The organism is Enterobacter chengduensis (assembly GCF_001984825.2).
Classification (GTDB): Bacteria; Pseudomonadota; Gammaproteobacteria; order Enterobacterales; family Enterobacteriaceae; genus Enterobacter; species Enterobacter chengduensis.
This window is the reverse complement of the sequence record NZ_CP043318.1, coordinates 4,524,063-4,547,836: the sequence shown is the minus strand read 5'-3', so window position 1 is coordinate 4,547,836 and position 23,774 is coordinate 4,524,063. Positions and strand designations below refer to the sequence as shown.

Here is a 23,774-nt window from a genome sequence, read left to right as displayed (position 1 = left end):
AATTCCTTACTGCGCCTGCACGCGCAGCTCTGCCGCGCTACGACTACGGTGACCCAACAGGGCTTTAACATCGCTGGACTTCGGCTTAACCAGCGCAAATTTCGCTGAGAACGCCGGCCAGTTCGCCAGGATCTCTTCGCCGCGCGAAGAACCGGTATGCTGCACGTGTTCGGTAATCAAACCGCGCAGGTGTTCTTCATGGATAGCCAGCGTATCAACGTCCAGCACTTCCACCAGCTCCGGGTTCACGCGTTTGCGGAACTCACCGTCTTCGTCCAGGACGTAGGCAAAACCGCCCGTCATGCCTGCGCCAAAGTTCACGCCGGTTTTACCCAGGACGCACACAATCCCGCCCGTCATGTATTCACAGCCGTTATCGCCGATGCCTTCCACCACGGTAATGGCACCGGAGTTACGCACCGCAAAACGCTCGCCCGCGCGGCCCGCGGCGAACAGGCGACCGCCGGTCGCGCCGTACAGACAGGTGTTACCGATGATGCTCGCTTCGTGGCTGCGGAAGGCAGAGCCGACCGGAGGACGCACCGCCAGCAGACCGCCCGCCATGCCTTTGCCGACGTAGTCGTTAGCATCGCCGGTAAGGATAAGCTCAACGCCGCCTGCGTTCCACACGCCGAAGCTCTGACCCGCGGTACCGCTGAAGTGCGCGGTAATCGGATCGGCCGCCAGCCCCTGGTCACCGTGCGTTTGCGCGATGTAACCGGACAGCGACGCGCCGACGGAACGGTCGGTGTTGCGGATATCAAACCAGAACGTTTTGCTCTGCTTGTCGTCCACGTACGGTTTCGCCTGCTGCAGCAGCTGTGCGTTCAGCACGCCGTTATCGAACGGCGGGTTGTTCTCGGTGCAGTAAACCGCTTTGCCAGGATGCGGCTGCGCGGTCTCCAGCAGCTTAGACAGTTCCAGCTTCTGCTGCTTCGCCGTGAAGCCTTCCAGCTCTTTCAGCAGGTCGGTACGGCCAATCAGGTCTACCAGACGCTTCACGCCCAGCTGCGCCATCAGCTCGCGGGTTTCGCGGGCGATGAAGTCAAAGTAGTTAGTTACCTTGAACGGCAGACCGTGATAGTGGTTCTTACGCAGCTTCTCGTCCTGGGTCGCAACGCCCGTTGCGCAGTTGTTCAGGTGGCAAATACGCAGGTATTTGCAGCCGAGCGCCACCATCGGGCCGGTGCCGAAGCCGAAGCTTTCCGCGCCCAGAATCGCTGCCTTGATGATGTCGAGGCCGGTTTTCAGGCCGCCGTCCACCTGCAGGCGGATCTTGTGACGCAGACCGTTCGCCACCAGCGCCTGCTGGGTTTCCACCAGGCCCAGCTCCCACGGGCAGCCCGCGTATTTCACGGAGGAGAGCGGGCTTGCACCGGTGCCGCCGTCATAGCCGGCGATGGTGATGAGATCCGCATAGGCTTTCGCTACGCCGGTGGCGATGGTGCCGACGCCCGGTTCGGAAACCAGCTTCACGGATATCATCGCCTTCGGGTTGACCTGCTTCAGGTCGAAAATCAGCTGCGCCAGGTCCTCGATAGAGTAGATATCGTGGTGCGGCGGCGGGGAGATCAGCGTCACGCCCGGCACGGAATAGCGCAGTTTGGCGATGTACGGGGTAACTTTGTCACCCGGCAACTGACCGCCTTCGCCCGGTTTCGCACCCTGAGCGACTTTAATCTGAATCACGTCGGCGTTAACCAGGTACGCTGGCGTCACGCCAAAGCGACCGGATGCCACCTGCTTGATACGTGACACTTTGTTCGTGCCGTAACGCGCCGGATCTTCACCGCCTTCGCCGGAGTTAGAGTTGCCGCCGATGCTGTTCATCGCTTCCGCCAGCGCTTCGTGGGCTTCCGGGCTCAGGGCGCCGATGGACATCGCCGCGGTATCGAAGCGTTTGAACAGTTCAGACGCAGGCTCAACGTCGTCAATGCTGACCGCTTCATCGCCCGGGTTCAGGGCAATAAGGTCGCGCAGCGTCGCTGCAGGACGGTTATTCACCAGCTCAGCGTACTGCTGATAATCGCTATACTCGCCGCTCTGCACCGCCTGCTGCAGGGTGCGCACCACGTCCGGGTTGTAGGCGTGGTATTCGCCGCCGTGAACGTACTTCAGCAGCCCGCCCTGATCCAGCGGCTTACGTGCCAGCCAGGCGCGTTTGGAGAGGTTCACCAGATCCTGCTGGAAGTCAGCAAAACCGGCGCCGCCGATGCGGCTGACCACGCCCTGGAAGCAGAGGTTGGCGACCTCGTCATGCAGCCCGACCGCTTCAAACAGCTTCGAGCAGCGGTAAGAGGCAATGGTCGAGATGCCCATTTTGGACATGATCTTGTACAGACCTTTGTTGATGCCGTTGCGGTAGTTCAGCATCACCGCGCGGTAGTCTTTATCGATCGCGCGGGTATCCACCAGACGGGCCAGCGTTTCGTAGGCCAGGTACGGGTAGATCGCCGTCGCGCCAAAGCCTAACAGCACGGCAAAGTGGTGCGGGTCGCGGGCGCTGGCGGTTTCAACAATGATGTTGGCGTCGCAGCGCAGGCTCTTATCAACCAGACGCGTCTGGATAGCGCCTACCGCCATCGGGGCCGGTACCGGCAGACGGTTTTTCGCGATATTACGGTCGGACAGCACCAGCAGGACGGTACCGTTACGTACCATCTGTTCGGCTTTGTCACACAGCGCATTCACCGTCTCTTCGAGGCTCGCGTCGTTCACGTCGAAGGTAATATCGAGCGTGTCGGCGCGGTAGTGCTCCTCTTTCATGGTGGTGAGCTGTTTGAAGTCGGAGTACAGCAGGATCGGCGACTTGAAGGTCAGACGGTGCGCCTGTCCTTCGGCCTCGCAGAAAACGTTCATCTCGCGACCGATGCTGGTGGCCAACGACATTACGTGCGCTTCGCGCAGCGGGTCGATTGGCGGGTTGGTCACCTGCGCAAACTGCTGACGGAAGTAATCGTAAATGATGCGCGGCTGGCTGGAGAGCACGGCAAACGGGGTGTCATCACCCATTGAGCCGACCGCTTCCTGGCCGTTCTCACCGAGCACGCGGATGACGGAGTCCAGCTCTTCCGCGCTGTAGTTAAACTGTTTCTGGTAGCTGGCGAGGGTGTCGTCGTCCAGCTCGCGGCTGCCCACTTCTTCGTCCGACAGATCCTCAAACGGCACCAGACGACGCACGTTTTTCTCCATCCACTCTTTGTACGGATGGCGGCTCTTCAGGTCGTGGTCGGTTTCGGCAGAGTGCAGAATGCGCCCACCGCGGGTGTCGATAACCATCAGCTCGCCCGGCCCTACGCGGCCTTTCTCGACCACTTCGTCAGGCTGGTAATCCCAGATCCCGACTTCAGAGGCGCAGGTGATGAGCTTATCTTTAGTGATAACGTAGCGCGCCGGACGCAGGCCGTTACGGTCCAGGTTACAGGCGGCAAAGCGTCCGTCGGACATCACGATGCCCGCCGGGCCGTCCCACGGCTCCATGTGCATGGAGTTAAAGTCGAAGAACGCGCGCAGCTCAGGATCCATATCCGGGTTGTTCTGCCATGCCGGTGGAACCAGCAGACGCATGGCGCGCACGATGTCCATCCCGCCTGCCAGCAGCAGTTCCAGCATGTTGTCCATGGAGCTGGAGTCCGAGCCGGTTTCGTTCACGAACGGGGCGGCATCGTGCAGGTCAGGGATCAGCGGCGTCTGGAACTTATAGGTACGGGCGCGGGCCCACTGGCGGTTACCGGTGATGGTGTTGATCTCGCCGTTGTGCGCCAGATAGCGGAACGGCTGCGCCAGCGGCCAGCGAGGTACGGTGTTGGTGGAGAAGCGCTGGTGGAACAGGCAAATGGCCGATTCCAGACGCAGGTCCGCCAGGTCCAGGTAAAAGCGCGGCAGGTCAGCCGGCATACAAAGACCTTTATAGATGTTCACCAGGTTGGAGAGGCTACAGACGTAGAACTCTTTATCGTCCTGGAGGCGTTTTTCAATGCGGCGGCGGGCAATGAACAGGCGGCGTTCCATATCGCGTGGACGCCAGCCCGCAGGCGCGTTGACAAAAATCTGTTCAATACGAGGCAGCGAGGAGAGGGCGATTTCACCGAGCACTCCTTCGTTGGTTGGCACATTGCGCCAGCCGACAATCGACAGGGTTTCACGCTGAAGTTCTTCTTCGACGATGCGGCGTGAGGCGGCTGCCTTTTCAGGATCCTGGTTCAGGAACAGCATGCCGACAGCGTAGTTTTTGGCTAAACGCCAGCCGCGCTCTTCCGCCACGATGCGGAAGAAACGATCCGGTTTTTGCAGCAGCAGGCCGCAACCGTCGCCGGTTTTACCATCGGCAAGGATGGCGCCACGGTGCTGCATACGGGCCAGTGCGTGAATAGCGGTACGCACTACCTTGTGGCTAGGTTCGCCTTCTATGTGGGCGATCAGGCCGAAACCACAGTTATCCTTCTCAAGGGATTTATCGTACAACATATCAGTGAACCTCCCCAGGCTCGTCGGGCTTCTCTCTGAACTTTACCGTGGCGCACAGGCGCAGAAAGAGCATGGCGACGGGGTTTGCGCTTCATACGCGGACCTCGCATTCGCCCTCTTTTTCATCCTTTCGCGCAGGTAAACAAGTTTGAGGACTTGCTTCAGAGGGAATCTCAATTACTGCATAAATATGATGAGCAGGCCGCTCATCCAGAAAGCTTCCAGCGGATTTCCAACTTATCGGGAATTGGTACACAGGTCAAATGGCAATCTTATTTATACAAAAATGTGCTAAAGCAGGCATATGTAATTGTAAATAAAAGATATTTAAGTAGTTTTACAATGATTCAAAGCCCCTAAAGAGCGCAGCGGAGTGTGATCTGACTCACTATATGAAAGCGGTATTATCAATGTAGCGTGCTGAGTAGCGGTTTTATAGCAGAATAATAATCTGGCATTGGCTGCAAACCCGCATAAACCCACTGTTTTTCAGCGGTGGCGCTATAAATGAAAAAAACAATCAGAACATAAGGAAAAGTAATCACGTACGGCGTGAATGAAATTGCAGTAATCCTGATTATTTATTCATATAGATAAAGGCCATCCAGGGCGATTGATCCAGGTCATCGCCGACAGAGGCTAAAAATGGCAGGCTTGTCCCCTTTCTCCGGGACGGCCTATCAGATTATGCAGTTACAGAAATTAGTCAATATGTTTGGTGGGGATCTTTTGCAGCGTTACGGGCAAAAGGTTCACAAGCTGACGCTGCACGGCGGTTTTAGCTGCCCGAATCGCGACGGCACCATCGGGCGCGGCGGCTGCACCTTCTGTAACGTCGCCTCCTTTGCTGACGAAGCCCAGCAGCATAACTCTATCGCTGAGCAGCTCGCCCACCAGGCCAGCCTGGTAAACCGCGCGAAGCAATATCTGGCCTATTTCCAGGCCTACACCAGCACCTGGGCGGAAGTGCAGGTGCTGCGTTCCATGTACCAGCAGGCCGTCAGCCAGGCTAACATCGTTGGGCTGTGCGTCGGCACGCGTCCGGACTGCGTGCCGGACGCGGTGCTGGACCTGCTCAGCGAGTACAAGGAGCAGGGCTACGAGATCTGGCTGGAGCTGGGCCTGCAGACCGCGCATGACAAAACCCTGCACCGCATCAACCGCGGCCATGATTTTGCCTGCTACCAGCGCACGACGCGGCTGGCCCGCGAGCGCGGGCTTAAGGTCTGTTCACATCTGATTGTCGGTCTGCCCGGCGAAGGCCAACAGCATGGTCTGGAAACGCTGGAAAGGGTGGTTGAAACCGGCGTGGACGGTATCAAGCTTCACCCGCTGCACATCGTGAAGGGCAGCATTATGGCGAAAGCCTGGGAGGCCGGGCGGTTGAGCGGTATCGAGCTTGAGGACTATATGGTCACGGCGGGTGAGATGATTCGCCACACGCCGCCGGACATTGTCTATCACCGCATTTCGGCCAGCGCCCGCCGTCCAACGCTCCTGGCACCGCTGTGGTGTGAGAACCGCTGGACGGGGATGGTGGAAATTGACCGCTATCTGCAGGAGAACGGCGTTCAGGGTTCGGCGCTGGGCCGCCCGTGGATTCCCCGTCTAGCGGCGACGACCGCCTAACAGACTCCCCAGCATGCCGCGCACGATCTGATTGGTGACCTGTCGCGCGGCGCTTTTTGCCATGGTCTGGACCACGCCGTCGCGCTTGCCGCCGCGCGGACCGGTGCTGCCGAACAAAATGTCTTTCAGCCCGCCCAGAATACCGTCATCCACGGCGACAGACTGCCCTTTCGCGGCAGGCGCATCCTGGGATTCCGTTGTCGCCTGCACGCCTTTTTGCAGCATTTCGAACGCGGACTCGCGATCCACCTCGTCTTCGTACTTCCCGTAAACCGGAGAGTAGTTGATCAGGCCATTACGCTCGTCGTCGGTCACCGGCCCCATCCGCGAGCAAGGCGCGATTACCATGGCGCGTTCCACCACGGACGGGCTGCCCTTCGCATCAAGGAACGAGATCAGCGCTTCACCGGTGCCTAACGCCTGAATCGCCGCTTCGGTATCAAAGGCTGGATTGGCGCGCATGGTTTGCGCGGCGGCTTTTACCGCTTTCTGATCTTTCGGCGTAAAGGCGCGTAGGGCATGCTGCACGCGGTTGCCGAGCTGGCCGAGCACGTTGTCGGGGATATCCGACGGGTTTTGCGAGACAAACCAGACGCCGACGCCTTTGGAGCGGATCAGGCGGATAACCTGTTCTATCTTATCCAGCAGAACCTGCGGCGCATCGTTAAACAGCAGATGCGCTTCGTCAAAGAAGAACACCAGCTTCGGTTTTTCGAGATCGCCTGCTTCGGGTAGCTGTTCGTAGAGCTCGGAGAGCATCCACAGCAGGCTGGCGGCGTAGAGTTTCGGCATCTGGTAGAGCTTTTCCGCACTCAGAATGTTGATGATGCCCTTGCCGCTGCTGTCGGTGCGCATCCAGTCTTTGATATCCAGCATCGGCTCGCCGAAGAAGTGTTCGGCCCCTTGCTGCTCCAGGGTCAGCAACCCACGCTGAATGGCGCCCACCGAGGCGCTGCTGATATTGCCGTACTGGTTCTGGAAGGATTTAGCGTTATCGCCGATGTACTGCGTAATGGCGCGCAGATCTTTGAAATCAAGCAGCAGCAGCCCCTGGTCATCGGCAATGCGGAAGATAATATTCAGCACCCCGGACTGCACGTCGTTGAGGTTAAGCAGGCGGGCCAGCAGCAGCGGGCCGAGATCGGAAACGGTGGCGCGCACCGGATGGCCTTTTTCACCGAAGATGTCCCACACCACGACCGGGTTACCGTGCGGCGTCCAGTCCGTGATGCCGATATTCTTCAGCCGTTCGAGCAGTTTTTCAGAGGCCGTCCCCTCCTGAGCCACACCGGTTAAATCGCCTTTTACGTCAGCCATAAAGACCGGCACGCCGATCTCCGAAAGCGACTCCGCCAGCTTTTGCAGGGTGACGGTTTTCCCCGTCCCGGTCGCGCCGGTGATCAGGCCGTGGCGGTTCGCCATCCCGGGCAGTAGATACAGCTCTTTTTCCAGCATCCGGGCGATTAACAGTGGTGTACTCATGATGCGCTTCCTCTCTTAGTCCTGGGTGGAGTATAGGCAACCTCATAGCAATTTGGTTGAGTAAATTCCTGACTTTGCGGCGCATTATCCAGCGCGGACTATGCTTTTGCATACGGTTCACAAAATAGTGGGAAACTATGTCCAGATTCTTCTTTAACGATCGCAAACAGCTGGTCAACGATGCCATTGAAGGCATACTCCTTTCTGCGCCACACGCCAATCTCGTCAAGCTTGATATCGATCCGGCCATCAGGATCGTCGCACGCGGTGACTGGGACAAAAGCCGCGTGGCGGTGATCTCCGGCGGCGGCTCGGGCCACGAGCCCGCGCACGCCGGGTTTGTCGGCAAAGGGATGCTGACGGCGGCAGTGTGTGGCGATCTTTTTGCCTCGCCGAGCGTGGATGCGGTGCTGAATGCCATCGTCGCGGTCACGGGCGATCGCGGCTGTCTGCTGATCGTCAAAAACTACACCGGTGACCGCCTTAACTTCGGCCTGGCGGCTGAAAAGGCCAAACGCTACGGCCTGAAGGTGGAGATGGCGATCGTGGCGGACGATATCGCCCTGCCGGATAACAAACAGCCGCGCGGTATTGCCGGTACGGCACTGGTGCATAAGATCGCGGGCTATGCGGCGGAGCAGGGGAAATCGTTGAGTGAAGTGCGGGATATTGCGCAACAGGCCTGCGACAGCCTCTGGAGCCTGGGCGTGGCGATGCAAACGTGCAACCTGCCGGGCAGCGACGATGAAGAGGGGCGGATCAAGCAAGGCCACGTGGAGCTGGGGCTGGGCATTCACGGCGAGCCGGGGGCTTCCGTCGTGGATACGCAGAACAGCAAAGCCATTATCGATACGCTGGTGACGCCGTTACGCGCGCAGGCGGGAGAGGGGCGCTTTGCGGTGTTGATTAACAATCTCGGCGGCGTATCGGCGCTGGAGATGGCGTTATTGACCAAAGAGCTGGCGCATTCAGCGCTGAAGGAGAATATCGCGTACCTGATTGGCCCTGCGCCGCTGGTGAGCGCGCTGGACATGAAAGGCTTTTCGCTCACGCTGCTGAAGCTCAACGATTTCTTTGAAAAGGCGATTCATGCTGACGTCGAGACGCTGGGCTGGCATAAGCCCGTCGCGTTTGCGCCGCTGCGCACCGTGGCGCATAGCGCTATTCACGATCGCGTGGAATATACCCCGTCTGACAACCCGCAGGTGCGCGCGTTTGTCTCCGCAGCGTCAACAACGCTGATCCAGCTGGAAAATCGCCTGAACGCGCTGGATGCCAAAGTGGGCGATGGCGATACCGGCTCCACCTTTGCGCAAGGGGCGCGGGATATTGCGCAGCGTCTGGAGGAGAACGCGCTTCCGCTTGATGATGTCTCTAAGCTTCTGCTGCTGGTGGGCGAGCGGCTGGCGACGGTGATGGGCGGATCGAGCGGGGTGCTGATGTCGATCTTCTTTACGGCAGCCGGGCAAAAGCTCCACGATGGTCAGCCGCTACCCGAGGCCTTGCTCAGCGGGCTGGCGCAGATGAAGCAGTATGGCGGCGCGGATCTCGGCGATCGCACCCTGATCGATGCGCTCCAGCCGGCGCTTGAAGCATTGAAGGATGGCGATATTCAGGCGGCAGCGCAAGCCGCGCAGCAGGGCGCAGAAGCAACGGCAAAAATGGCGAAAGCCGGCGCGGGACGCTCGTCGTATGTCAATAAAGAGAATCTGGATGGCGTGATGGATCCGGGAGCGGTCGCGGTAGCGGAAGTCTTTAACGTATTGGCGCAGCGGTGAAAGTAGGCCGGGTAAGGCGAAGCCGCCACCCGGCACTGTTACATCAGAAATCCGCTTTCAACACCACGCGGTAGCGGGCTTTGCCGTCACGCACGTGCTGGATTGCTTCGTTGATTTTCGACATCGGATACAGTTCGGTGGTCGGCGCCACTTTGGTGCGTCCGGCAAACTTCATCAGCTTGCGCAACTCGTACGGCGTACCTGTCGCGGAGCCTGACACGCTGCGATCCCCGCCGATCAGGGTAAACGCCGGAACCGGCAGCGGCTTCATTACGGCACCGACGGTGTGGAAGTTACCGCCGTAGGCCAGCGCTTCAAAGTACGGCTGCCAGTCGAGATCCACGTTCACGGTGTTGATGATCAGGTCAAACTGCCCGGCCAGCGCGTTCAGCGCGTCCGGATCGCGGCTGTTCACCACTTTATCTGCACCCATCGCCAGCACTTCTTTCTCTTTCGCCGGGTTCGAGCTGAACGCCGTGACTTCACAGCCCATCGCGTGCAGCAGCTTGATGGCAATATGCCCCAGACCGCCGATACCGATGACGCCTACGCGGCTGGTGGCGGTGACGTGATGCATCAGCAGCGGTTTGAAGACGGTGATGCCGCCGCACAGCAGCGGACCGGCGGATTCGATATCAATGCTGTCCGGGAGCGGGATAACCCATTGCCAGTCGGCGCGCAGTTTGTCGGCGAAACCGCCTTTGTTCATAATGGTGGGAACGGCGCCTTCGAGGCAGTTGATCTGGTTGCCGCTGATACAGGCATCGCAGTGGCCGCAGCTGCGTGCCGTCCAGCCAATGCCCACGCGCTGGCCCACTTTAAGCCCTTTGTCCTGCGCGGCGCTACCGAGCGCCACGACGCGGCCAATGACTTCGTGCCCGGCAATCAGCGGATAGCTGGAGAAGCCCCATTCGTTGTCGATCATTGAGAGATCCGAGTGGCAGATCCCGCAGTAATCAACCTGTACTTCGACGTCTTCTGCTTTTAGTTCGCCCGCATCGTACTCGTACAGCTCAAGTTCTGCACCCGCCTGCGGTGCGGCGTAGCTTTTTATCTTCGACATCGTGTTTCCCCCGTTGTGGTGTGAACTGAGAGTGTAGAGCATTCAGTTTACGGCCGCTTAACAGAAGGGGGCAGGAACGAAATTTACAGACTTTTCAGCATTCTGACTTCGCAGTCAACGTGGCCGGTACAGCCCAGCGGCGCGTCAATGTGCTCAAAGCCCAGATGTTCATACAGGCCGATGGCCTCTTTGAGGAAGGCGGTTGTTTCAAGGTAGCAGCGGGTAAAACCCTGCTTGCGCGCGTGATCCAGTGCGATCAGCGCCAGCTTTTTCGCCAGTCCTTGCCCGCGCGCCGCTGGCAGGAAATACATTTTCTGCAGTTCGCAGATATCCGGCTCGCTGCAGCTGAGGGGCGCCACGCCGCCGCCGCCGACAACCTGGCCGTTTTGCTCGATGACCCAGTAGGCGTGCCCAGGCTGGCTGTAGAGCTGGAAAAGCGCGTCCAGATTGGGATCTGCAACCGTGTAGCCTTTGTCAGCCGTCAGGCCATATTCGGCAGAAACGGTGCGGATAACGGCGGCGATAGCCGGGTTATCCTGCTCAGCGATCCGGCGCATCGTCGTCGCGACGGGGGTAATCACGCTCATAGCATTACTCATTACAAAAATTGACACATAACTGCTGTTAATAGCACCGCAGAAAGGGGAGTGCAAGCGAGGAGTTTTCAGGAAGGTTACCCCTTACGCCCTGAAGCGTAAGGGGTAAAAGCATTACAGAGCCGCGATAACCGCCTGCTGCTCGATCAGCTTGGTCTTCGCATCAGCAAAGGCAACCAGACGCTCACGCTCTTTGGCGATGACCGCTTCCGGCGCGCGGGCAACAAAGCCTTCGTTCGCCAGCTTGCTTTCGATTTTGCCAATTTCCACGTCGACTTTCGCCACTTCTTTCGCCAGACGCGCCAGCTCGGCGTCTTTGTCGATCAGGCCCGCCATCGGGATCAGCAGCTCGGCACCGTCGATGATTTTGGTCACGGAAACCGGACCTTTGTCATCCGCAGGCAGCACGGTGATGCTTTCCAGACGCGCCATGGTCTTGAGGAAGGTGTTGTTCTCGGTGACGCGACGAACGGCCGCTTCGCTGCAGCCGCGCAGCAGCAGCTCCAGCGGTTTGCCGGGCGCGATGTTCATTTCAGCACGAATGTTACGTACCGCCACGATCGCCTGCTTCAGCCACTCGGTATCCGCTGAAGCTGCTTCATCCACTTTCGCCGCATCGAATTCCGGGAAAGGCTGCAGCATGATGGTGTCGGCGTTGATGCCGGCAATCACCTTCACGCGCTGCCAGATGGTTTCGGTGATAAATGGAATCACCGGATGCGCCAGGCGCAGCAGGCCTTCAAGCACGGTAATCAGCGTGTTGCGCGTGCCGCGCAGCTCTGCCTCAGTGCCGCCGTTCATCACCGGCTTCGCCAGCTCCAGATACCAGTCGCAGAACTGGTTCCAGGTGAATTCATACAGGATGCCCGCCGCGATATCGAAGCGGTAGCTGTCCAGCGCCTCGCGGAACGCTTTCACCGTCTGGTTGAATTCCGCCAGGATCCAGCGGTCCGCCAGAGACAGGGTCATTTCGCCGCCGTTGAAGCCGCAATCCTGATCTTCGGTGTTCATCAGCACGAAGCGGCTGGCGTTCCACAGCTTGTTACAGAAGTTACGGTAACCTTCCAGACGCTTCATGTCCCAGTTGATGTCGCGGCCGGTTGAGGCCAGCGCCGCCAGGGTGAAGCGCAGGGCGTCGGTACCGTGAGACTCAATTCCGTTCGGGAACTGCTTCTCGGTGCGCTTGCGGATTTTCTCTGCCAGCTGCGGCTGCATCATGTTGCCGGTACGTTTTTCCAGCAGGTCTTCCAGCGAGATACCGTCAACCATGTCCAGCGGGTCGATAACGTTACCCTTGGATTTGGACATCTTCTGGCCTTCGTCGTCGCGGATCAGACCGGTCATGTAGACGGTATGGAACGGAACCTGCGGCTTGCCGTCTTCGTCTTTGATGAAGTGCATGGTCATCATGATCATGCGGGCGATCCAGAAGAAGATAATGTCGAAGCCGGACACCATCACGCTGGTTGGGTGGAACTGACGCAGCGCGTCGGTGTTTTCTGGCCAGCCGAGGGTGGAGAAGGTCCACAGCGCGGAGGAGAACCAGGTATCCAGCACGTCTTCGTCCTGACGCAGCGCAACGTCCGCGCTCAGGTTGTTTTCCTGACGCACTTCGTCTTCGCTGCGGCCAACGTAAACGTTGCCTTCGTTGTCGTACCAGGCCGGGATACGGTGACCCCACCACAGCTGACGGGAGATACACCAGTCCTGAATGTCGCGCATCCAGGAGAAATACATGTTTTCGTACTGCTTAGGCACGAACTGAATGCTGCCGTTTTCAACCGCTTCCACCGCCGGTTTTGCCAGCACGTCGGCACGGACGTACCACTGGTCGGTCAGCATCGGCTCGATCACTACGCCACCGCGGTCGCCGTACGGCACGGTCAGATCGTGAGGTTTAATCTCTTCCAGCAGGCCGAGGGCGTCAACGGCAGCCACAATCGCTTTACGCGCGGCAAAACGTTCCAGCTTCTGGAACTCCGCCGGGATGTCGCTGGAGTAAACGTCGGATTCGTTGCCTTTGGTGTCGTACACCTCTGCGCTTTCGCGGATATCGCCGTCGAAGGTCAGAATGTTGATCATCGGCAGAGCGTGACGACGACCCACTTCATAGTCGTTGAAGTCGTGCGCCGGGGTGATTTTCACGCAGCCGGTGCCTTTTTCCATGTCGGCGTGTTCGTCGCCCACAATCGGAATACGGCGGTTTACCAGCGGCAGCACCACGAATTTGCCGATCAGATCTTTATAACGCGGATCTTCCGGGTTAACGGCCACGCCGGTATCGCCCAGCAGGGTTTCCGGACGGGTGGTTGCGACCACCAGATAATCTTTACCGTCTGCGGTTTTTGCGCCGTCGGCCAGCGGATAGCGGATGTGCCACATGGAGCCTTTAGACTCGCGGTTTTCCACTTCCAGGTCAGAGATGGCGGTGCGCAGTTTTGGATCCCAGTTGACCAGGCGTTTGCCACGGTAAATCAGGTCTTCTTTGTACAGGCGGACGAAAACTTCTTTTACGGCGTTGGACAGGCCTTCATCCATGGTGAAGCGCTCGCGCTCCCAGTCCACGGAGTTGCCGAGGCGGCGCATCTGACGGGTAATGGTGCCGCCGGATTCCGCTTTCCACTGCCAGATTTTGTCGATAAAGGCGTCGCGACCGTAGTCGTGGCGGGTTTTACCTTCTTCAGCGGCAATTTTACGCTCAACCACCATCTGGGTCGCGATACCCGCGTGGTCCGTCCCCGCCTGCCACAGGGTGTTTTTGCCCTGCATGCGCTGGTAGCGGATCATGGTGTCCATGATGGTCTGCTGGAAAGCATGACCCATATGCAAACTGCCGGTGACGTTCGGCGGCGGGATCATGATGCAGAAGGACTCTTTGCTTTCGTCGCCGTTAGGCTTGAAATAGCCCTGCTGTTCCCAGTGCTCGTAAAGCGGCTGTTCGATATCGCGTGGGTTATATGTCTTTTCCATTATTTCCAGGTTGCCGTATTCAGGTTAAAACCAGCCAGGCGGTACGCTTTATAGCGTTCGCGCGCCAGTTGTTTCAAAGATTCTTCGTAAGGGACAAAGTCTACCACTTCTGTGAAAGCGGTGGCAAAATCTGCAAAATCTATCCGCAGGCTAATCAGAATATCGCGCGCGCTGCTGTTGCGCTTTTGCGGCCAGGCAATTTCAACCGGTGCGCCACCGCGCGGACCTTCGCCCGACAGGTTATGCGGCACAAAACTCTCCGGCGGGCGCGCCCACAGGGCTTCGTCCAGGCGAATAGCCTGCTGTTCATCTTCGCAGGCAATCAGAACGCGCTTGCCCGCGCGCCAACGTTCTGCGGCAATCTCACACACCAGCTGTTCAACGGCGCTGAGGCCATCCTGATGGGTGTCGTTGTCCAGAAGGTAGAACGTTGCATTCTTCATATATGGGGCTTCTTTTATTCGGATTCAAATGCAAAGCCGGGTGGCGCTACGCTTACCCGGCCTACGGTTGAGTGGCATGGTAGGCCGGGTAAGGCGAAGCCGCTACCCGGCATTTTACATCACTCGTCGCCGTTAAAACCCGCACGATTGAGCAGGAACTGCGACAGCAGCGCCACTGGACGACCGGTTGCGCCTTTGGCCTTACCGGAGCGCCATGCGGTGCCCGCGATATCCAGGTGCGCCCAGTTGTACTTGCGGGTGAAGCGCGCCAGGAAGCAGCCCGCGGTGATCGCACCGCCAGGACGTCCGCCAATGTTCGCCATATCCGCAAAGTTAGACTCCAGCTGATCCTGGTACTCGTCACCCAGCGGCAGACGCCACGCGCGGTCCCCGGCCTGCTCTGAGGCACCAATAAGCTCGTGAGCCAGCGGGTTGTGGTTCGACATCAGGCCGGTGATGTGGTGGCCCAGCGCGATCACGCAGGCACCGGTGAGGGTCGCGACGTCAATCACCGCTTCAGGCTCGAAGCGCTCAACGTAGGTCAGCACGTCACACAGGACCAGACGGCCTTCGGCGTCGGTGTTCAGCACTTCAACGGTCTGGCCGGACATGGTGGTCAGGACGTCACCCGGACGATAGGCGCGGCCGCCAGGCATGTTTTCGCAGCCCGCCAGGACGCCGATCACGTTGATGGGCAGCTGAAGTTCCGCGACCATGCGCATGACGCCGTAAACTGCCGCCGCACCGCACATGTCGTATTTCATCTCGTCCATGCCTTCGGCTGGCTTGATGGAGATACCGCCGGAGTCGAAGGTCAGGCCTTTACCGACGAGCACGACAGGGCGCGCGTCTTCGGACGGATTGCCTTTGTACTCAATGACCGACATCAGGGATTCATTCTGTGAGCCGTTACCGACCGCCAGGTAAGAGTGCATGCCCAGCTCTTTCATCTGCTGTTCGCCGATGACGCGGGTAATGACGTTTTTGCTGTAGGCGTCGGCCAGCTGGCGCGCCTGAGAGGCCAGGTATGCCGCGTTACAGATGTTAGGCGGCATGTTGCCGAGATCTTTCGCCGCTTTAATGCCGGCAGCGATTGCCAGACCGTGCTGGATCGCGCGTTCGCCGCTGGTCAGTTCGCGACGGGTTGGTACGTTAAAGACCATTTTACGCAGCGGACGACGCGGCTCGCTTTTGTTGGTTTTCAGCTGATCGAAGCTGTACAGGCTCTCTTTTGCGGTTTCGACCGCCTGACGCACTTTCCAGTAGGTGTTGCGCCCTTTGACGTGCAGCTCGGTCAGGAAGCAGACGGCTTCCATTGAACCGGTATCATTCAGCGTGTTGATTGTTTTCTGAATCACCTGCTTATACTGACGTTCATCCAGCTCGCGTTCTTTGCCGCAGCCAATCAGCAGAATACGCTCTGACAGTACGTTCGGAACATGGTGCAGTAACAGCGTCTGCCCAGGTTTGCCTTCCAGTTCGCCACGGCGCAGCAGGGCGCTAATATAGCCGTCACTGATTTTATCGAGTTGTTCGGCGATCGGGGAGAGTCGGCGTGGTTCAAAGACGCCCACAACGATGCAGGCACTCCGCTGTTTCTCCGGGCTACCACTTTTTACACTGAACTCCATGCACTACGCTCCTGAATCTTAAAGACAACGGCGGCTGCTACGGATAGAATTGAAACCTTTCGTAACTCATGTCCGCTGTTGTGGTGACTTCGTGTTAATCTTACGTTACTACGGTTTCGACACGTCAGAAAAAGTCCTGAAGCGTGAATCCGCTTGATGTTTTAATCTTAGCGATGATTTCGACGACTCAAGAGAATAAATGACGTTTAAGCCATGAAACAAGCGAAATTCCTGCAAAGAGACGGGTTTTTACGGGCGTATTTAAAGTGATAATCATAAGATATCTGGTGCGGGAGACGCTCAAAAGCCAACTGGCGATCCTCTTCATCCTGCTGCTGATTTTTTTCTGTCAGAAGCTGGTTAAGATCCTCGGTGCGGCCGTTGACGGCGAAATTCCAACAAATCTGGTGCTTTCCCTGCTTGGGTTAGGGATCCCGGAAATGGCGCAGCTCATCCTGCCGCTAAGTCTTTTCCTTGGCCTGCTCATGACGCTTGGGAAACTTTACACCGAGAGTGAAATCACGGTGATGCATGCCTGCGGCCTAAGCAAAGCCGTACTGGTGAAAGCGGCCATGATACTGGCGCTGTTTACGGGTATCGTTGCGGCGGTGAATGTGATGTGGGCGGGCCCTATGTCTTCCCGTCATCAGGACGAAGTGCTGGCCGAAGCGAAAGCCAACCCCGGCATGGCGGCGCTAGCCCAGGGGCAGTTCCAGCAGGCGACCGACGGCAACTCCGTGCTGTTTATCGAGAGCGTTGACGGCAGTAAATTCAACGACGTATTCCTGGCGCAGCTGCGTCCGAAAGGTAACGCGCGTCCATCAGTCGTGGTAGCAGACTCCGGTCAGCTTGCTCAGCGCAAAGATGGTTCTCAGATCGTGACGCTGAACAAAGGCACCCGGTTCGAAGGCACCGCGATGCTGCGCGACTTCCGCATTACGGATTTCCAGAACTATCAGGCCATTATCGGCCACCAGGCGGTGGCGCTCGATCCCACGGATACCGAGCAAATGGACATGCGTACCCTGTGGAATACCGATACAGACAGAGCGCGCGCTGAGTTCCACTGGCGCATAACGCTCGTCTTCACCGTGTTTATGATGGCGCTGATTGTCGTCCCGCTGAGCGTGGTGAACCCGCGCCAGGGGCGCGTGCTCTCTATGCTGCCGGCGATGCTGCTTTATCTGATCTATTTCCTGCTGCAAACCTCGATTCGTTCTAACGGCGCGAAGGGCAAGCTGGACCCTATGGTCTGGACATGGTTCGTCAACAGCCTGTACATCTTACTGGCGCTGGGATTAAACCTGTGGGATACGGTGCCTGTGCGCCGCATACGTGCCCGATTCTCGCGTAAAGGAGCCATCTAATGCAGGCGTTTGGCGTTCTTGATCGCTATATCGGTAAAACCATTTTTACCACCATCATGATGACGTTATTCATGCTGGTGTCGCTCTCCGGCATTATCAAATTTGTCGATCAGCTGAAAAAAGCCGGGCAGGGGAGCTATGACGCGCTGGGCGCGGGGATGTATACCCTGCTCAGCGTGCCGAAAGATGTGCAGATCTTCTTCCCGATGGCGGCCCTGCTGGGCGCGCTGCTGGGGCTGGGAATGCTGGCGCAGCGCAGCGAGCTGGTCGTTATGCAGGCCTCAGGCTTTACCCGCATGCAGGTGGCACTGTCGGTAATGAAAACCGCGATCCCCCTGGTGCTGTTGACCATGGCGATTGGCGAGTGGGTTGCGCCTCAGGGCGAACAGATGGCGCGTAACTACCGTGCTCAGGCCATGTACGGCGGTTCGCTGCTCTCGACTCAGCAAGGTTTATGGGCGAAAGACGGTAAAAACTTCGTCTACATCGAACGGGTTAAGGGGAATGATGAGCTGGGTGGCGTGAGCATTTACGCTTTCGATGACCAGCGTCGCCTGCAGTCCGTACGCCACGCCTCGTCGGCGAAGTTTGACGCCGAGCATAAGCAGTGGCGCCTGTCCCAGGTGGATGAATCTGACCTGACCGACCCGAAACAGATTGCCGGTTCTCAGACGGTAACCGGTACGTGGAAGACCAACCTGACGCCCGATAAGCTCGGCGTTGTGGCGCTGGATCCTGACGCGCTCTCCATCAGCGGTTTGCACAACTATGTGAAATACCTGAAGTCGAGCGGACAGGATGCGGGGCGTTATCAGCTCAACATGTGGAGCAAAATCTTCCAGCCGATGTCCGTGGCGGTAATGATGCTGATGGCGCTGTCGTTTATCTTCGGCCCGCTACGCAGCGTGCCGATGGGCGTGCGCGTCGTGACCGGCATCAGCTTCGGCTTTGTATTCTACGTGCTCGACCAGATCTTCGGTCCGCTGACGCTGGTTTATGGCATTCCGCCGATTATCGGTGCCCTGCTGCCAAGCGCCAGCTTCCTCCTGATCAGCCTGTGGCTGCTGCTGAAGCGCTCCTGACTCACCTCTCCTCGCTTCCGGTTGACCGGGAGCGAGGCTAATCTCCTGTTTCACGCCGCACTTTTTCTCACAACCTTCAACGCCTCGCCCTGAATTTGAGTATTATTGAGCGATAACGTCGTGAAGGGATCCTCTATGAAGCAAATCCGAATGCTTGCCCAGTATTACGTCGACCTAATGATGAAGCTTGGGCTGGTGCGTTTTTCCATGCTGCTTGCGCTGGCGCTGGTCGTTCTGGCCATTGTCGTGCAAATGGCCGTTACCATGGTTCTGCATGGCCAGGTCGAGAGTATCGACGTCATCCGCTCCATCTTCTTTGGCCTGCTCATTACGCCCTGGGCGGTCTATTTCCTTTCCGTGGTGGTGGAACAGCTGGAAGAGTCCCGCCAGCGTTTGTCTAAGCTGGTCGATAAGCTGGAGGAGATGCGCGAGCGCGACCTGAAGCTCAACGTCCAGCTCAAAGACAACATTGCGCAGCTGAACCAGGAGATCTCAGACCGTGAGAAGGCGGAGGCCGAGCGTCAGGCCACGCTGGAGCAGCTGAAAATCGAAATGAAAGAGCGCGAGGTGACGCAGATCCAGCTTGAGCAGCAGTCCTCTTTCCTGCGCTCGTTCCTCGATGCGTCGCCGGATCTGGTCTTCTACCGCAATGAAGATAAAGAGTTTTCCGGCTGTAACCGGGCGATGGAGCTGCTCACCGGGAAAAGCGAGAAGCAGCTAATTCACCTGAAGCCGCAGGACGTTTACTCTGAAGAGGCGGCGGCCAAGGTCATGGAGACGGATGAAAAAGTCTTCCGCCATAACGTTTCGCTGACCTATGAACAGTGGCTGGACTACCCGGACGGACGCAAAGCCTGCTTTGAGATCCGTAAGGTGCCCTACTATGACCGCGTGGGGAAACGCCACGGCCTGATGGGCTTTGGCCGCGATATCACCGAGCGTAAGCGCTATCAGGATGCCCTGGAGCGCGCCAGCCGCGACAAGACCACCTTCATCTCCACCATCAGCCACGAGCTGCGTACGCCGCTTAACGGCATTGTCGGGCTGAGCCGTATTCTGCTGGATACCGACCTGACCGCGGAGCAGGAAAAATACCTCAAAACTATCCATGTCTCAGCGGTCACGCTGGGGAATATCTTCAACGATATTATTGATATGGATAAGATGGAGCGCCGTAAGGTTCAGCTTGATAACCAGCCTGTTGATTTCACCAGCTTCCTTGCCGATCTGGAAAACCTGTCCGGCCTGCAGGCGCAGCAGAAGGGACTGAGCTTTGTTATGGAGCCCACCCTGCCGCTGCCGCATAAAGTGGTGACTGACGGCACGCGACTGCGCCAGATCCTGTGGAACCTGATCAGCAACGCGGTGAAATTTACCCAGAAGGGGCAGGTGGCGGTACGCATCCGCTATGACGAAGGCGACATGCTGCACTTCGAGGTGGAAGACTCCGGGATGGGTATTCCGCTGGAGGAGCAGGACAAGATCTTCGCCATGTACTATCAGGTGAAGGACAGCAACGGCGGGAAACCGGCGACCGGGACGGGCATTGGCCTGGCGGTCTCTAAACGGCTGGCGAAGAGTATGGGGGGCGATATCTCCGTGGCCAGCCAGCCGGGCAAAGGGTCTACCTTCACGCTGACGGTGCATGCGCCGGCGGTGGCGGAAGAGGTAGAAGATACGTTTGAAAACGACGATATGCCGCTGCCTGCCCTGCACGTCCTGCTGGTGGAAGATATTGAGCTGAACGTGATCGTGGCGCGCTCCGTGCTGGAAAAACTGGGCAATAGCGTGGATGTCGCGATGACCGGAAAGGCCGCGCTCGAAATGTTTAAACCGGGCGAATACGATCTTGTCCTGCTGGATATTCAGCTGCCGGATATGACCGGGCTGGATATCTCGCGTGAGCTGACGCGTCAGTATGCGGCCGACGAACTGCCGCCGCTGGTGGCGCTCACGGCGAACGTACTGAAAGATAAAAAAGAGTATCTCGATGCCGGTATGGACGATGTACTCAGCAAGCCGCTGGCGGTGCCTGCTCTGACCGCTATGATCAAAAAGTTCTGGGACACCCATGATGAAGAGGAGAGCACCATGACGTCTGTTGATAGCGCAAAAGCCCAAACGATACTCGATACCGCGATGCTGGAGCAGTACATCGATCTGGTCGGCCCGAAACTGATTACCGACGGCCTGGCGGTGTTCGAAAAAATGATGCCGGGCTATCTGAGCGTGCTGGAATCAAACCTGACGGCGCGCGACCGGAAGGGCATCGTGGAAGAAGGTCATAAAATCAAAGGTGCAGCCGGCTCGGTTGGGTTGCGCCACCTGCAGCAACTGGGTCAACAGATTCAGTCGCCTGATTTACCTGCATGGGAAGATAACGTGGGTGATTGGGTTGAAGAGATGAAGCAAGAGTGGCAAAACGATGTTGCGGTGCTTAAAGCCTGGGTCGACGCCAGAAAAAAATGACCCCGGCTTAACCGGGGTGCGCGAACACTGCGCCAACACCAGGGAAATCGTGGCTGCGCCTGTTTTTTAAAGTTATTTTCGAAAGGGCGCCGCCTGAAAAATTTAGGCCGCACGCAGATAAGATAGCAAATCTTAAATGGTTTGTTACATGAATCAGTGAAATGTGTGAAGCATAGCGTTTTAATCAAAATTATTAATGTGCTTCAGCAAGTTGCAGAAAAGGATTGTCATGATGAAAAAGATTGGTGTCGTGCTGAGCGGATGCGGTGTTTACGATGGTTCTGAGATACATGAAGCCGTCATTACGCTGCTGGCCCTGGCTAAACAGGGGGCAGAGGCGATCTGTTTTGCGCCCGATAAAAACCAGGCGGATGTGATTAATCATCTGACCGGCGAGCCGATGGCGGAAACCCGCAACGTACTGATTGAGGCCGCGCGTATTGCGCGCGGCGATATCCATCCTCTTATTCAGGCAGACCCTACAGAGCTTGATGCGCTCATTGTGCCGGGTGGCTTTGGCGCGGCCAAAAATCTCAGTACCTTTGCCGCACAGGGGGCGGAGTGCCAGATCGATCCTCATCTTAAGGCGCTGTCGCAGGCCATGCATGCAGCAGGAAAACCGCTGGGCTTTATCTGCATCGCGCCGGCAATGCTGCCGAGGATTTTTGATTTTCCGCTGCGCCTGACTATCGGGACGGATATTGATACCGCAGAGATCGTCGAGGAAATGGGGGGCGAACACGTTCCGTGCCCGGTTGATGACATTGTGGTTGATGAAGATAACAAAATTGTCACCACGCCGGCGTATATGCTGGCGAATAACATCGCAGAAGCTGCCGCAGGTATTGAAAAGCTGGTAGCCCGCGTGCTGGTGCTGACGGAATGAGGCGACACGCTTCCGCAGGAAAATGGATGAAATACCTTCTTTTGCGCCTCTTCCTCGTGCTGGCGGTGTTCTGGGGCGGCGGACTGGCGGTGTTCAGCATTTTGCCGGTGCCGTTCTCTGCCGTGATGGTTGAGCGCCAGCTCGGCGCGTGGTTCAGCGGCGATTTTAGCTATGTTGCCCACTCTGACTGGGTGAGCATGGACGAGATTTCACCGTTCATGGGGCTGGCGGTGATTGCGGCGGAGGACCAGAAATTCCCGGAGCACTGGGGGTTTGATGTGGCCGCGATTGAAAAGGCGCTGGCCCACAACGAACGCCATGAAAACCGCGTCCGCGGCGCGTCAACGTTGTCGCAGCAGACGGCCAAAAACCTGTTTTTATGGGATGGTCGAAGCTGGGTGCGTAAAGGGCTGGAAGCGGGGTTGACCCTGGGGATGGAAACGGTATGGAGCAAGAAACGGATCCTGACCGTTTATCTCAACGTCGCTGAGTTTGGCGACGGTATTTTTGGTGTCGAAGCTGCCGCCCAGCGGTATTTCAATAAGCCAGCCAGCCGCCTGAGCATGTCAGAAGCCGCGCTATTGGCCGCGGTTTTACCGAATCCCATCCGCTTTAAAGCCAATGCTCCATCAGGGTACGTGCGAAGCAGGCAGGCATGGATCATGCGCCAGATGAATCAGCTGGGCGGGGAAGGGTTTATGCAGCGTAACAACTTAATGTAGGGCGGGTAAGCGCAGCGCCACCCGCCGACGTGGCGAGTGTTAGTCTTCGTCAAACCCGGCGTTAAACAGGGCAATCACCGCCGCCAGCGCTTCCTCTTCCTGAGGGCCGGTGGCTTCGACTTCAATCTGGCGCCCTTTGGCAGAGTCCAGCATCAGTAGCGCGATGACGCTGTTCGCCTCCGCCTCAGTGCCTTCGTCATTGCGCAACAGAACCTCTGCATCGAAACCCTGCATCAGCTCGAACAGCTTCATCGCCGGGCGCGCATGCATGCCCAGCTTGTTGGTGATCTCAACGGTTTGTTTTACGGTCATGTTTTACGTTTTTCCAGCGTGCGATGACGGGACTGAACGTTCTTCCCGCGCGAGCGGAAATAGTCGGCCAGCTGTTCGGCGATGTAAACCGAACGATGTTTACCGCCGGTACAGCCAATCGCCACCGTCAGATAGCTACGATTGTTTGTCTCCAGCATAGGTAACCATAGCTCAAGGTAGCTTCGCGTCTGGTAGATAAAATTGTGAACTTCTGTGTGCCGGTCGAGGAAGGCCGCGACGGGTTTATCCAGGCCGGTCATGGGACGCAGCTTTGGATCCCAGTGCGGGTTGGGCAGGAAGCGCACGTCGAAAACATAATCCGCATCGATCGGAATACCGTGCTTAAAGCCGAAGGATTCGAACACCATCGTCAGTTCACGCTCGCGCTTGCCCAGCAGCCGGGTACGCAGCATTTCCGCCAGCTCGTGAACGGACATCTCAGAGGTATCGACAATCAGGTCGGCACGAGAGCGCAGCGGCTCCAGCAGGTCGCTCTCTTCATCGATCGCGCTCTCCAGAGAGAGGTTCTTACTGGATAGCGGGTGCAAACGACGGGTATCGCTGTAGCGGCGAATCAGCGTATTGCGATCGGCATCGAGGAACAGCAGCTGAGGCGAGAACGCGTCAGGCAGGTTGCTCATGGCCTGTTCGAAGATCTCTGGCGATTCCGGCATGTTACGGACGTCGATGCTGACGGCGGCAGAGGTTTGTCTCTCCGCAAGCGTGCGGGCCAGGTCAGGCAATAACACGACCGGCAGGTTATCGACGCAGTAAAAACCCATGTCTTCCAGGGCGCGCAGAGCAACGGATTTCCCCGACCCTGAACGACCGCTGACAATCATCAGCACCATGTTCCATTTCTCCTCAGGACAACAGA

Annotated in this window: 16 protein-coding genes; 7 read left to right on the top strand and 9 right to left on the bottom strand. The window is 57.8% G+C overall.

Annotation, left to right across the window (positions count from 1 at the left end):
* Positions 1 to 6 precede the first annotated feature (6 nt).
* Positions 7 to 4,467, bottom strand: a complete 4,461-nt coding sequence (gene gltB / locus FY206_RS21980) for a glutamate synthase large subunit (protein ID WP_045890126.1) — start codon at positions 4,465 to 4,467, stop codon at positions 7 to 9.
* Between the two features lie 687 nt (positions 4,468 to 5,154).
* Between gltB and mnmL the strand changes: the two genes are divergently transcribed.
* Complete coding sequence (mnmL, locus tag FY206_RS21975) at positions 5,155 to 6,096, top strand: tRNA modification radical SAM protein MnmL/YtqA (protein ID WP_100249868.1); 942 nt, start codon at positions 5,155 to 5,157, stop codon at positions 6,094 to 6,096.
* On the opposite strand, the gene FY206_RS21970 is transcribed toward mnmL, so the two are convergent.
* Positions 6,076 to 7,578 carry a helicase HerA-like C-terminal domain-containing protein gene (locus FY206_RS21970; RefSeq protein ID WP_032642404.1) on the bottom strand — a complete coding sequence of 501 codons (1,503 nt, stop codon included), beginning with the start codon at positions 7,576 to 7,578 and terminating at the stop codon, positions 6,076 to 6,078. The genes mnmL and FY206_RS21970 overlap by 21 nt on opposite strands.
* Before the next feature lie 137 nt (positions 7,579 to 7,715).
* Here FY206_RS21970 and FY206_RS21965 point away from each other — a divergent pair, with 137 nt between their 5' ends.
* Positions 7,716 to 9,356 carry a dihydroxyacetone kinase subunit DhaK gene (locus tag FY206_RS21965; RefSeq protein ID WP_032642402.1) on the top strand — a complete coding sequence of 547 codons (1,641 nt, stop codon included), beginning with the start codon at positions 7,716 to 7,718 and terminating at the stop codon, positions 9,354 to 9,356.
* Between the two features lie 43 nt (positions 9,357 to 9,399).
* Here the strand turns inward: FY206_RS21965 and ahr are convergent, their stop codons facing one another.
* The 5 genes from ahr to pepA form a co-directional block, all read right to left on the bottom strand.
* Complete coding sequence (gene ahr, locus FY206_RS21960; RefSeq protein ID WP_032642400.1) at positions 9,400 to 10,419, bottom strand: NADPH-dependent aldehyde reductase Ahr; 1,020 nt, start codon at positions 10,417 to 10,419, stop codon at positions 9,400 to 9,402.
* 83 nt (positions 10,420 to 10,502) lie between these two features.
* Positions 10,503 to 11,006 carry a GNAT family N-acetyltransferase gene (locus tag FY206_RS21955; RefSeq protein ID WP_032642397.1) on the bottom strand — a complete coding sequence of 168 codons (504 nt, stop codon included), beginning with the start codon at positions 11,004 to 11,006 and terminating at the stop codon, positions 10,503 to 10,505.
* A gap of 123 nt (positions 11,007 to 11,129) precedes the next feature.
* Entirely contained in the window at positions 11,130 to 13,985 is a 2,856-nt protein-coding gene (locus FY206_RS21950; RefSeq protein ID WP_023309367.1) for a valine--tRNA ligase, read from the bottom strand.
* Entirely contained in the window at positions 13,985 to 14,428 is a 444-nt protein-coding gene (holC, locus tag FY206_RS21945) for a DNA polymerase III subunit chi (RefSeq protein WP_008502815.1), read from the bottom strand. The genes FY206_RS21950 and holC overlap by 1 nt, the downstream gene beginning before the upstream one ends.
* A gap of 119 nt (positions 14,429 to 14,547) precedes the next feature.
* Entirely contained in the window at positions 14,548 to 16,059 is a 1,512-nt protein-coding gene (pepA, locus tag FY206_RS21940; RefSeq protein WP_032642395.1) for a leucyl aminopeptidase, read from the bottom strand.
* 266 nt (positions 16,060 to 16,325) lie between these two features.
* Between pepA and lptF the strand changes: the two genes are divergently transcribed.
* The 5 genes from lptF to mtgA all read left to right on the top strand — a co-directional run bounded on the left by lptF (position 16,326) and on the right by mtgA (position 22,585).
* Positions 16,326 to 17,426 (top strand): LPS export ABC transporter permease LptF, encoded by a 1,101-nt coding sequence (gene lptF / locus FY206_RS21935; protein ID WP_024906345.1) that lies wholly within the window; start codon positions 16,326 to 16,328, stop codon positions 17,424 to 17,426.
* Positions 17,426 to 18,508, top strand: a complete 1,083-nt coding sequence (gene lptG, locus FY206_RS21930) for an LPS export ABC transporter permease LptG (RefSeq protein WP_032642392.1) — start codon at positions 17,426 to 17,428, stop codon at positions 18,506 to 18,508. The genes lptF and lptG overlap by 1 nt, the downstream gene beginning before the upstream one ends.
* A 135-nt stretch (positions 18,509 to 18,643) precedes the next feature.
* Entirely contained in the window at positions 18,644 to 20,977 is a 2,334-nt protein-coding gene (gene arcB / locus FY206_RS21925; RefSeq protein ID WP_032642390.1) for an aerobic respiration two-component sensor histidine kinase ArcB, read from the top strand.
* A 232-nt stretch (positions 20,978 to 21,209) separates the two neighbouring features.
* A complete protein-coding gene (gene elbB / locus FY206_RS21920) occupies positions 21,210 to 21,863 on the top strand; it encodes an isoprenoid biosynthesis glyoxalase ElbB (RefSeq protein ID WP_032642388.1) in 654 nt (217 codons plus the stop codon).
* On the top strand, positions 21,860 to 22,585 hold the full coding sequence (gene mtgA / locus FY206_RS21915) for a monofunctional biosynthetic peptidoglycan transglycosylase (RefSeq protein WP_032642385.1): 726 nt from the start codon (positions 21,860 to 21,862) through the stop codon (positions 22,583 to 22,585). Before elbB ends, mtgA begins: the two co-directional genes overlap by 4 nt.
* A 39-nt stretch (positions 22,586 to 22,624) precedes the next feature.
* On the opposite strand, the gene npr is transcribed toward mtgA, so the two are convergent.
* Both npr and rapZ read right to left on the bottom strand, forming a co-directional pair.
* On the bottom strand, positions 22,625 to 22,897 hold the full coding sequence (npr, locus tag FY206_RS21910) for a PTS phosphocarrier protein NPr (protein WP_003861872.1): 273 nt from the start codon (positions 22,895 to 22,897) through the stop codon (positions 22,625 to 22,627).
* Positions 22,894 to 23,748 (bottom strand): RNase adapter RapZ, encoded by an 855-nt coding sequence (gene rapZ / locus FY206_RS21905; RefSeq protein ID WP_014885397.1) that lies wholly within the window; start codon positions 23,746 to 23,748, stop codon positions 22,894 to 22,896. The genes npr and rapZ overlap by 4 nt, the downstream gene beginning before the upstream one ends.
* Positions 23,749 to 23,774 lie beyond the last annotated feature (26 nt).

Bases quoted from the DNA above. Each gene is read 5' to 3' on its own strand.
- rapZ (WP_014885397.1), bottom strand. From the start codon at position 23,748: ATGGTGCTGATGATTGTCAGCGGTCGTTCAGGGTCGGGGAAATCCGTT.
- pepA (WP_032642395.1), bottom strand. From the start codon at position 16,059: ATGGAGTTCAGTGTAAAAAGTGGTAGCCCGGAGAAACAGCGGAGTGCC.
- FY206_RS21970 (WP_032642404.1), bottom strand. From the start codon at position 7,578: ATGAGTACACCACTGTTAATCGCCCGGATGCTGGAAAAAGAGCTGTAT.
- elbB (WP_032642388.1), top strand. From the start codon at position 21,210: ATGAAAAAGATTGGTGTCGTGCTGAGCGGATGCGGTGTTTACGATGGT.
- arcB (WP_032642390.1), top strand. From the start codon at position 18,644: ATGAAGCAAATCCGAATGCTTGCCCAGTATTACGTCGACCTAATGATG.
- FY206_RS21950 (WP_023309367.1), bottom strand. From the start codon at position 13,985: ATGGAAAAGACATATAACCCACGCGATATCGAACAGCCGCTTTACGAG.
- gltB (WP_045890126.1), bottom strand. From the start codon at position 4,467: ATGTTGTACGATAAATCCCTTGAGAAGGATAACTGTGGTTTCGGCCTG.
- FY206_RS21965 (WP_032642402.1), top strand. From the start codon at position 7,716: ATGTCCAGATTCTTCTTTAACGATCGCAAACAGCTGGTCAACGATGCC.
- holC (WP_008502815.1), bottom strand. From the start codon at position 14,428: ATGAAGAATGCAACGTTCTACCTTCTGGACAACGACACCCATCAGGAT.
- ahr (WP_032642400.1), bottom strand. From the start codon at position 10,419: ATGTCGAAGATAAAAAGCTACGCCGCACCGCAGGCGGGTGCAGAACTT.
- npr (WP_003861872.1), bottom strand. From the start codon at position 22,897: ATGACCGTAAAACAAACCGTTGAGATCACCAACAAGCTGGGCATGCAT.
- mtgA (WP_032642385.1), top strand. From the start codon at position 21,860: ATGAGGCGACACGCTTCCGCAGGAAAATGGATGAAATACCTTCTTTTG.
- FY206_RS21955 (WP_032642397.1), bottom strand. From the start codon at position 11,006: ATGAGCGTGATTACCCCCGTCGCGACGACGATGCGCCGGATCGCTGAG.
- mnmL (WP_100249868.1), top strand. From the start codon at position 5,155: ATGCAGTTACAGAAATTAGTCAATATGTTTGGTGGGGATCTTTTGCAG.
- lptG (WP_032642392.1), top strand. From the start codon at position 17,426: ATGCAGGCGTTTGGCGTTCTTGATCGCTATATCGGTAAAACCATTTTT.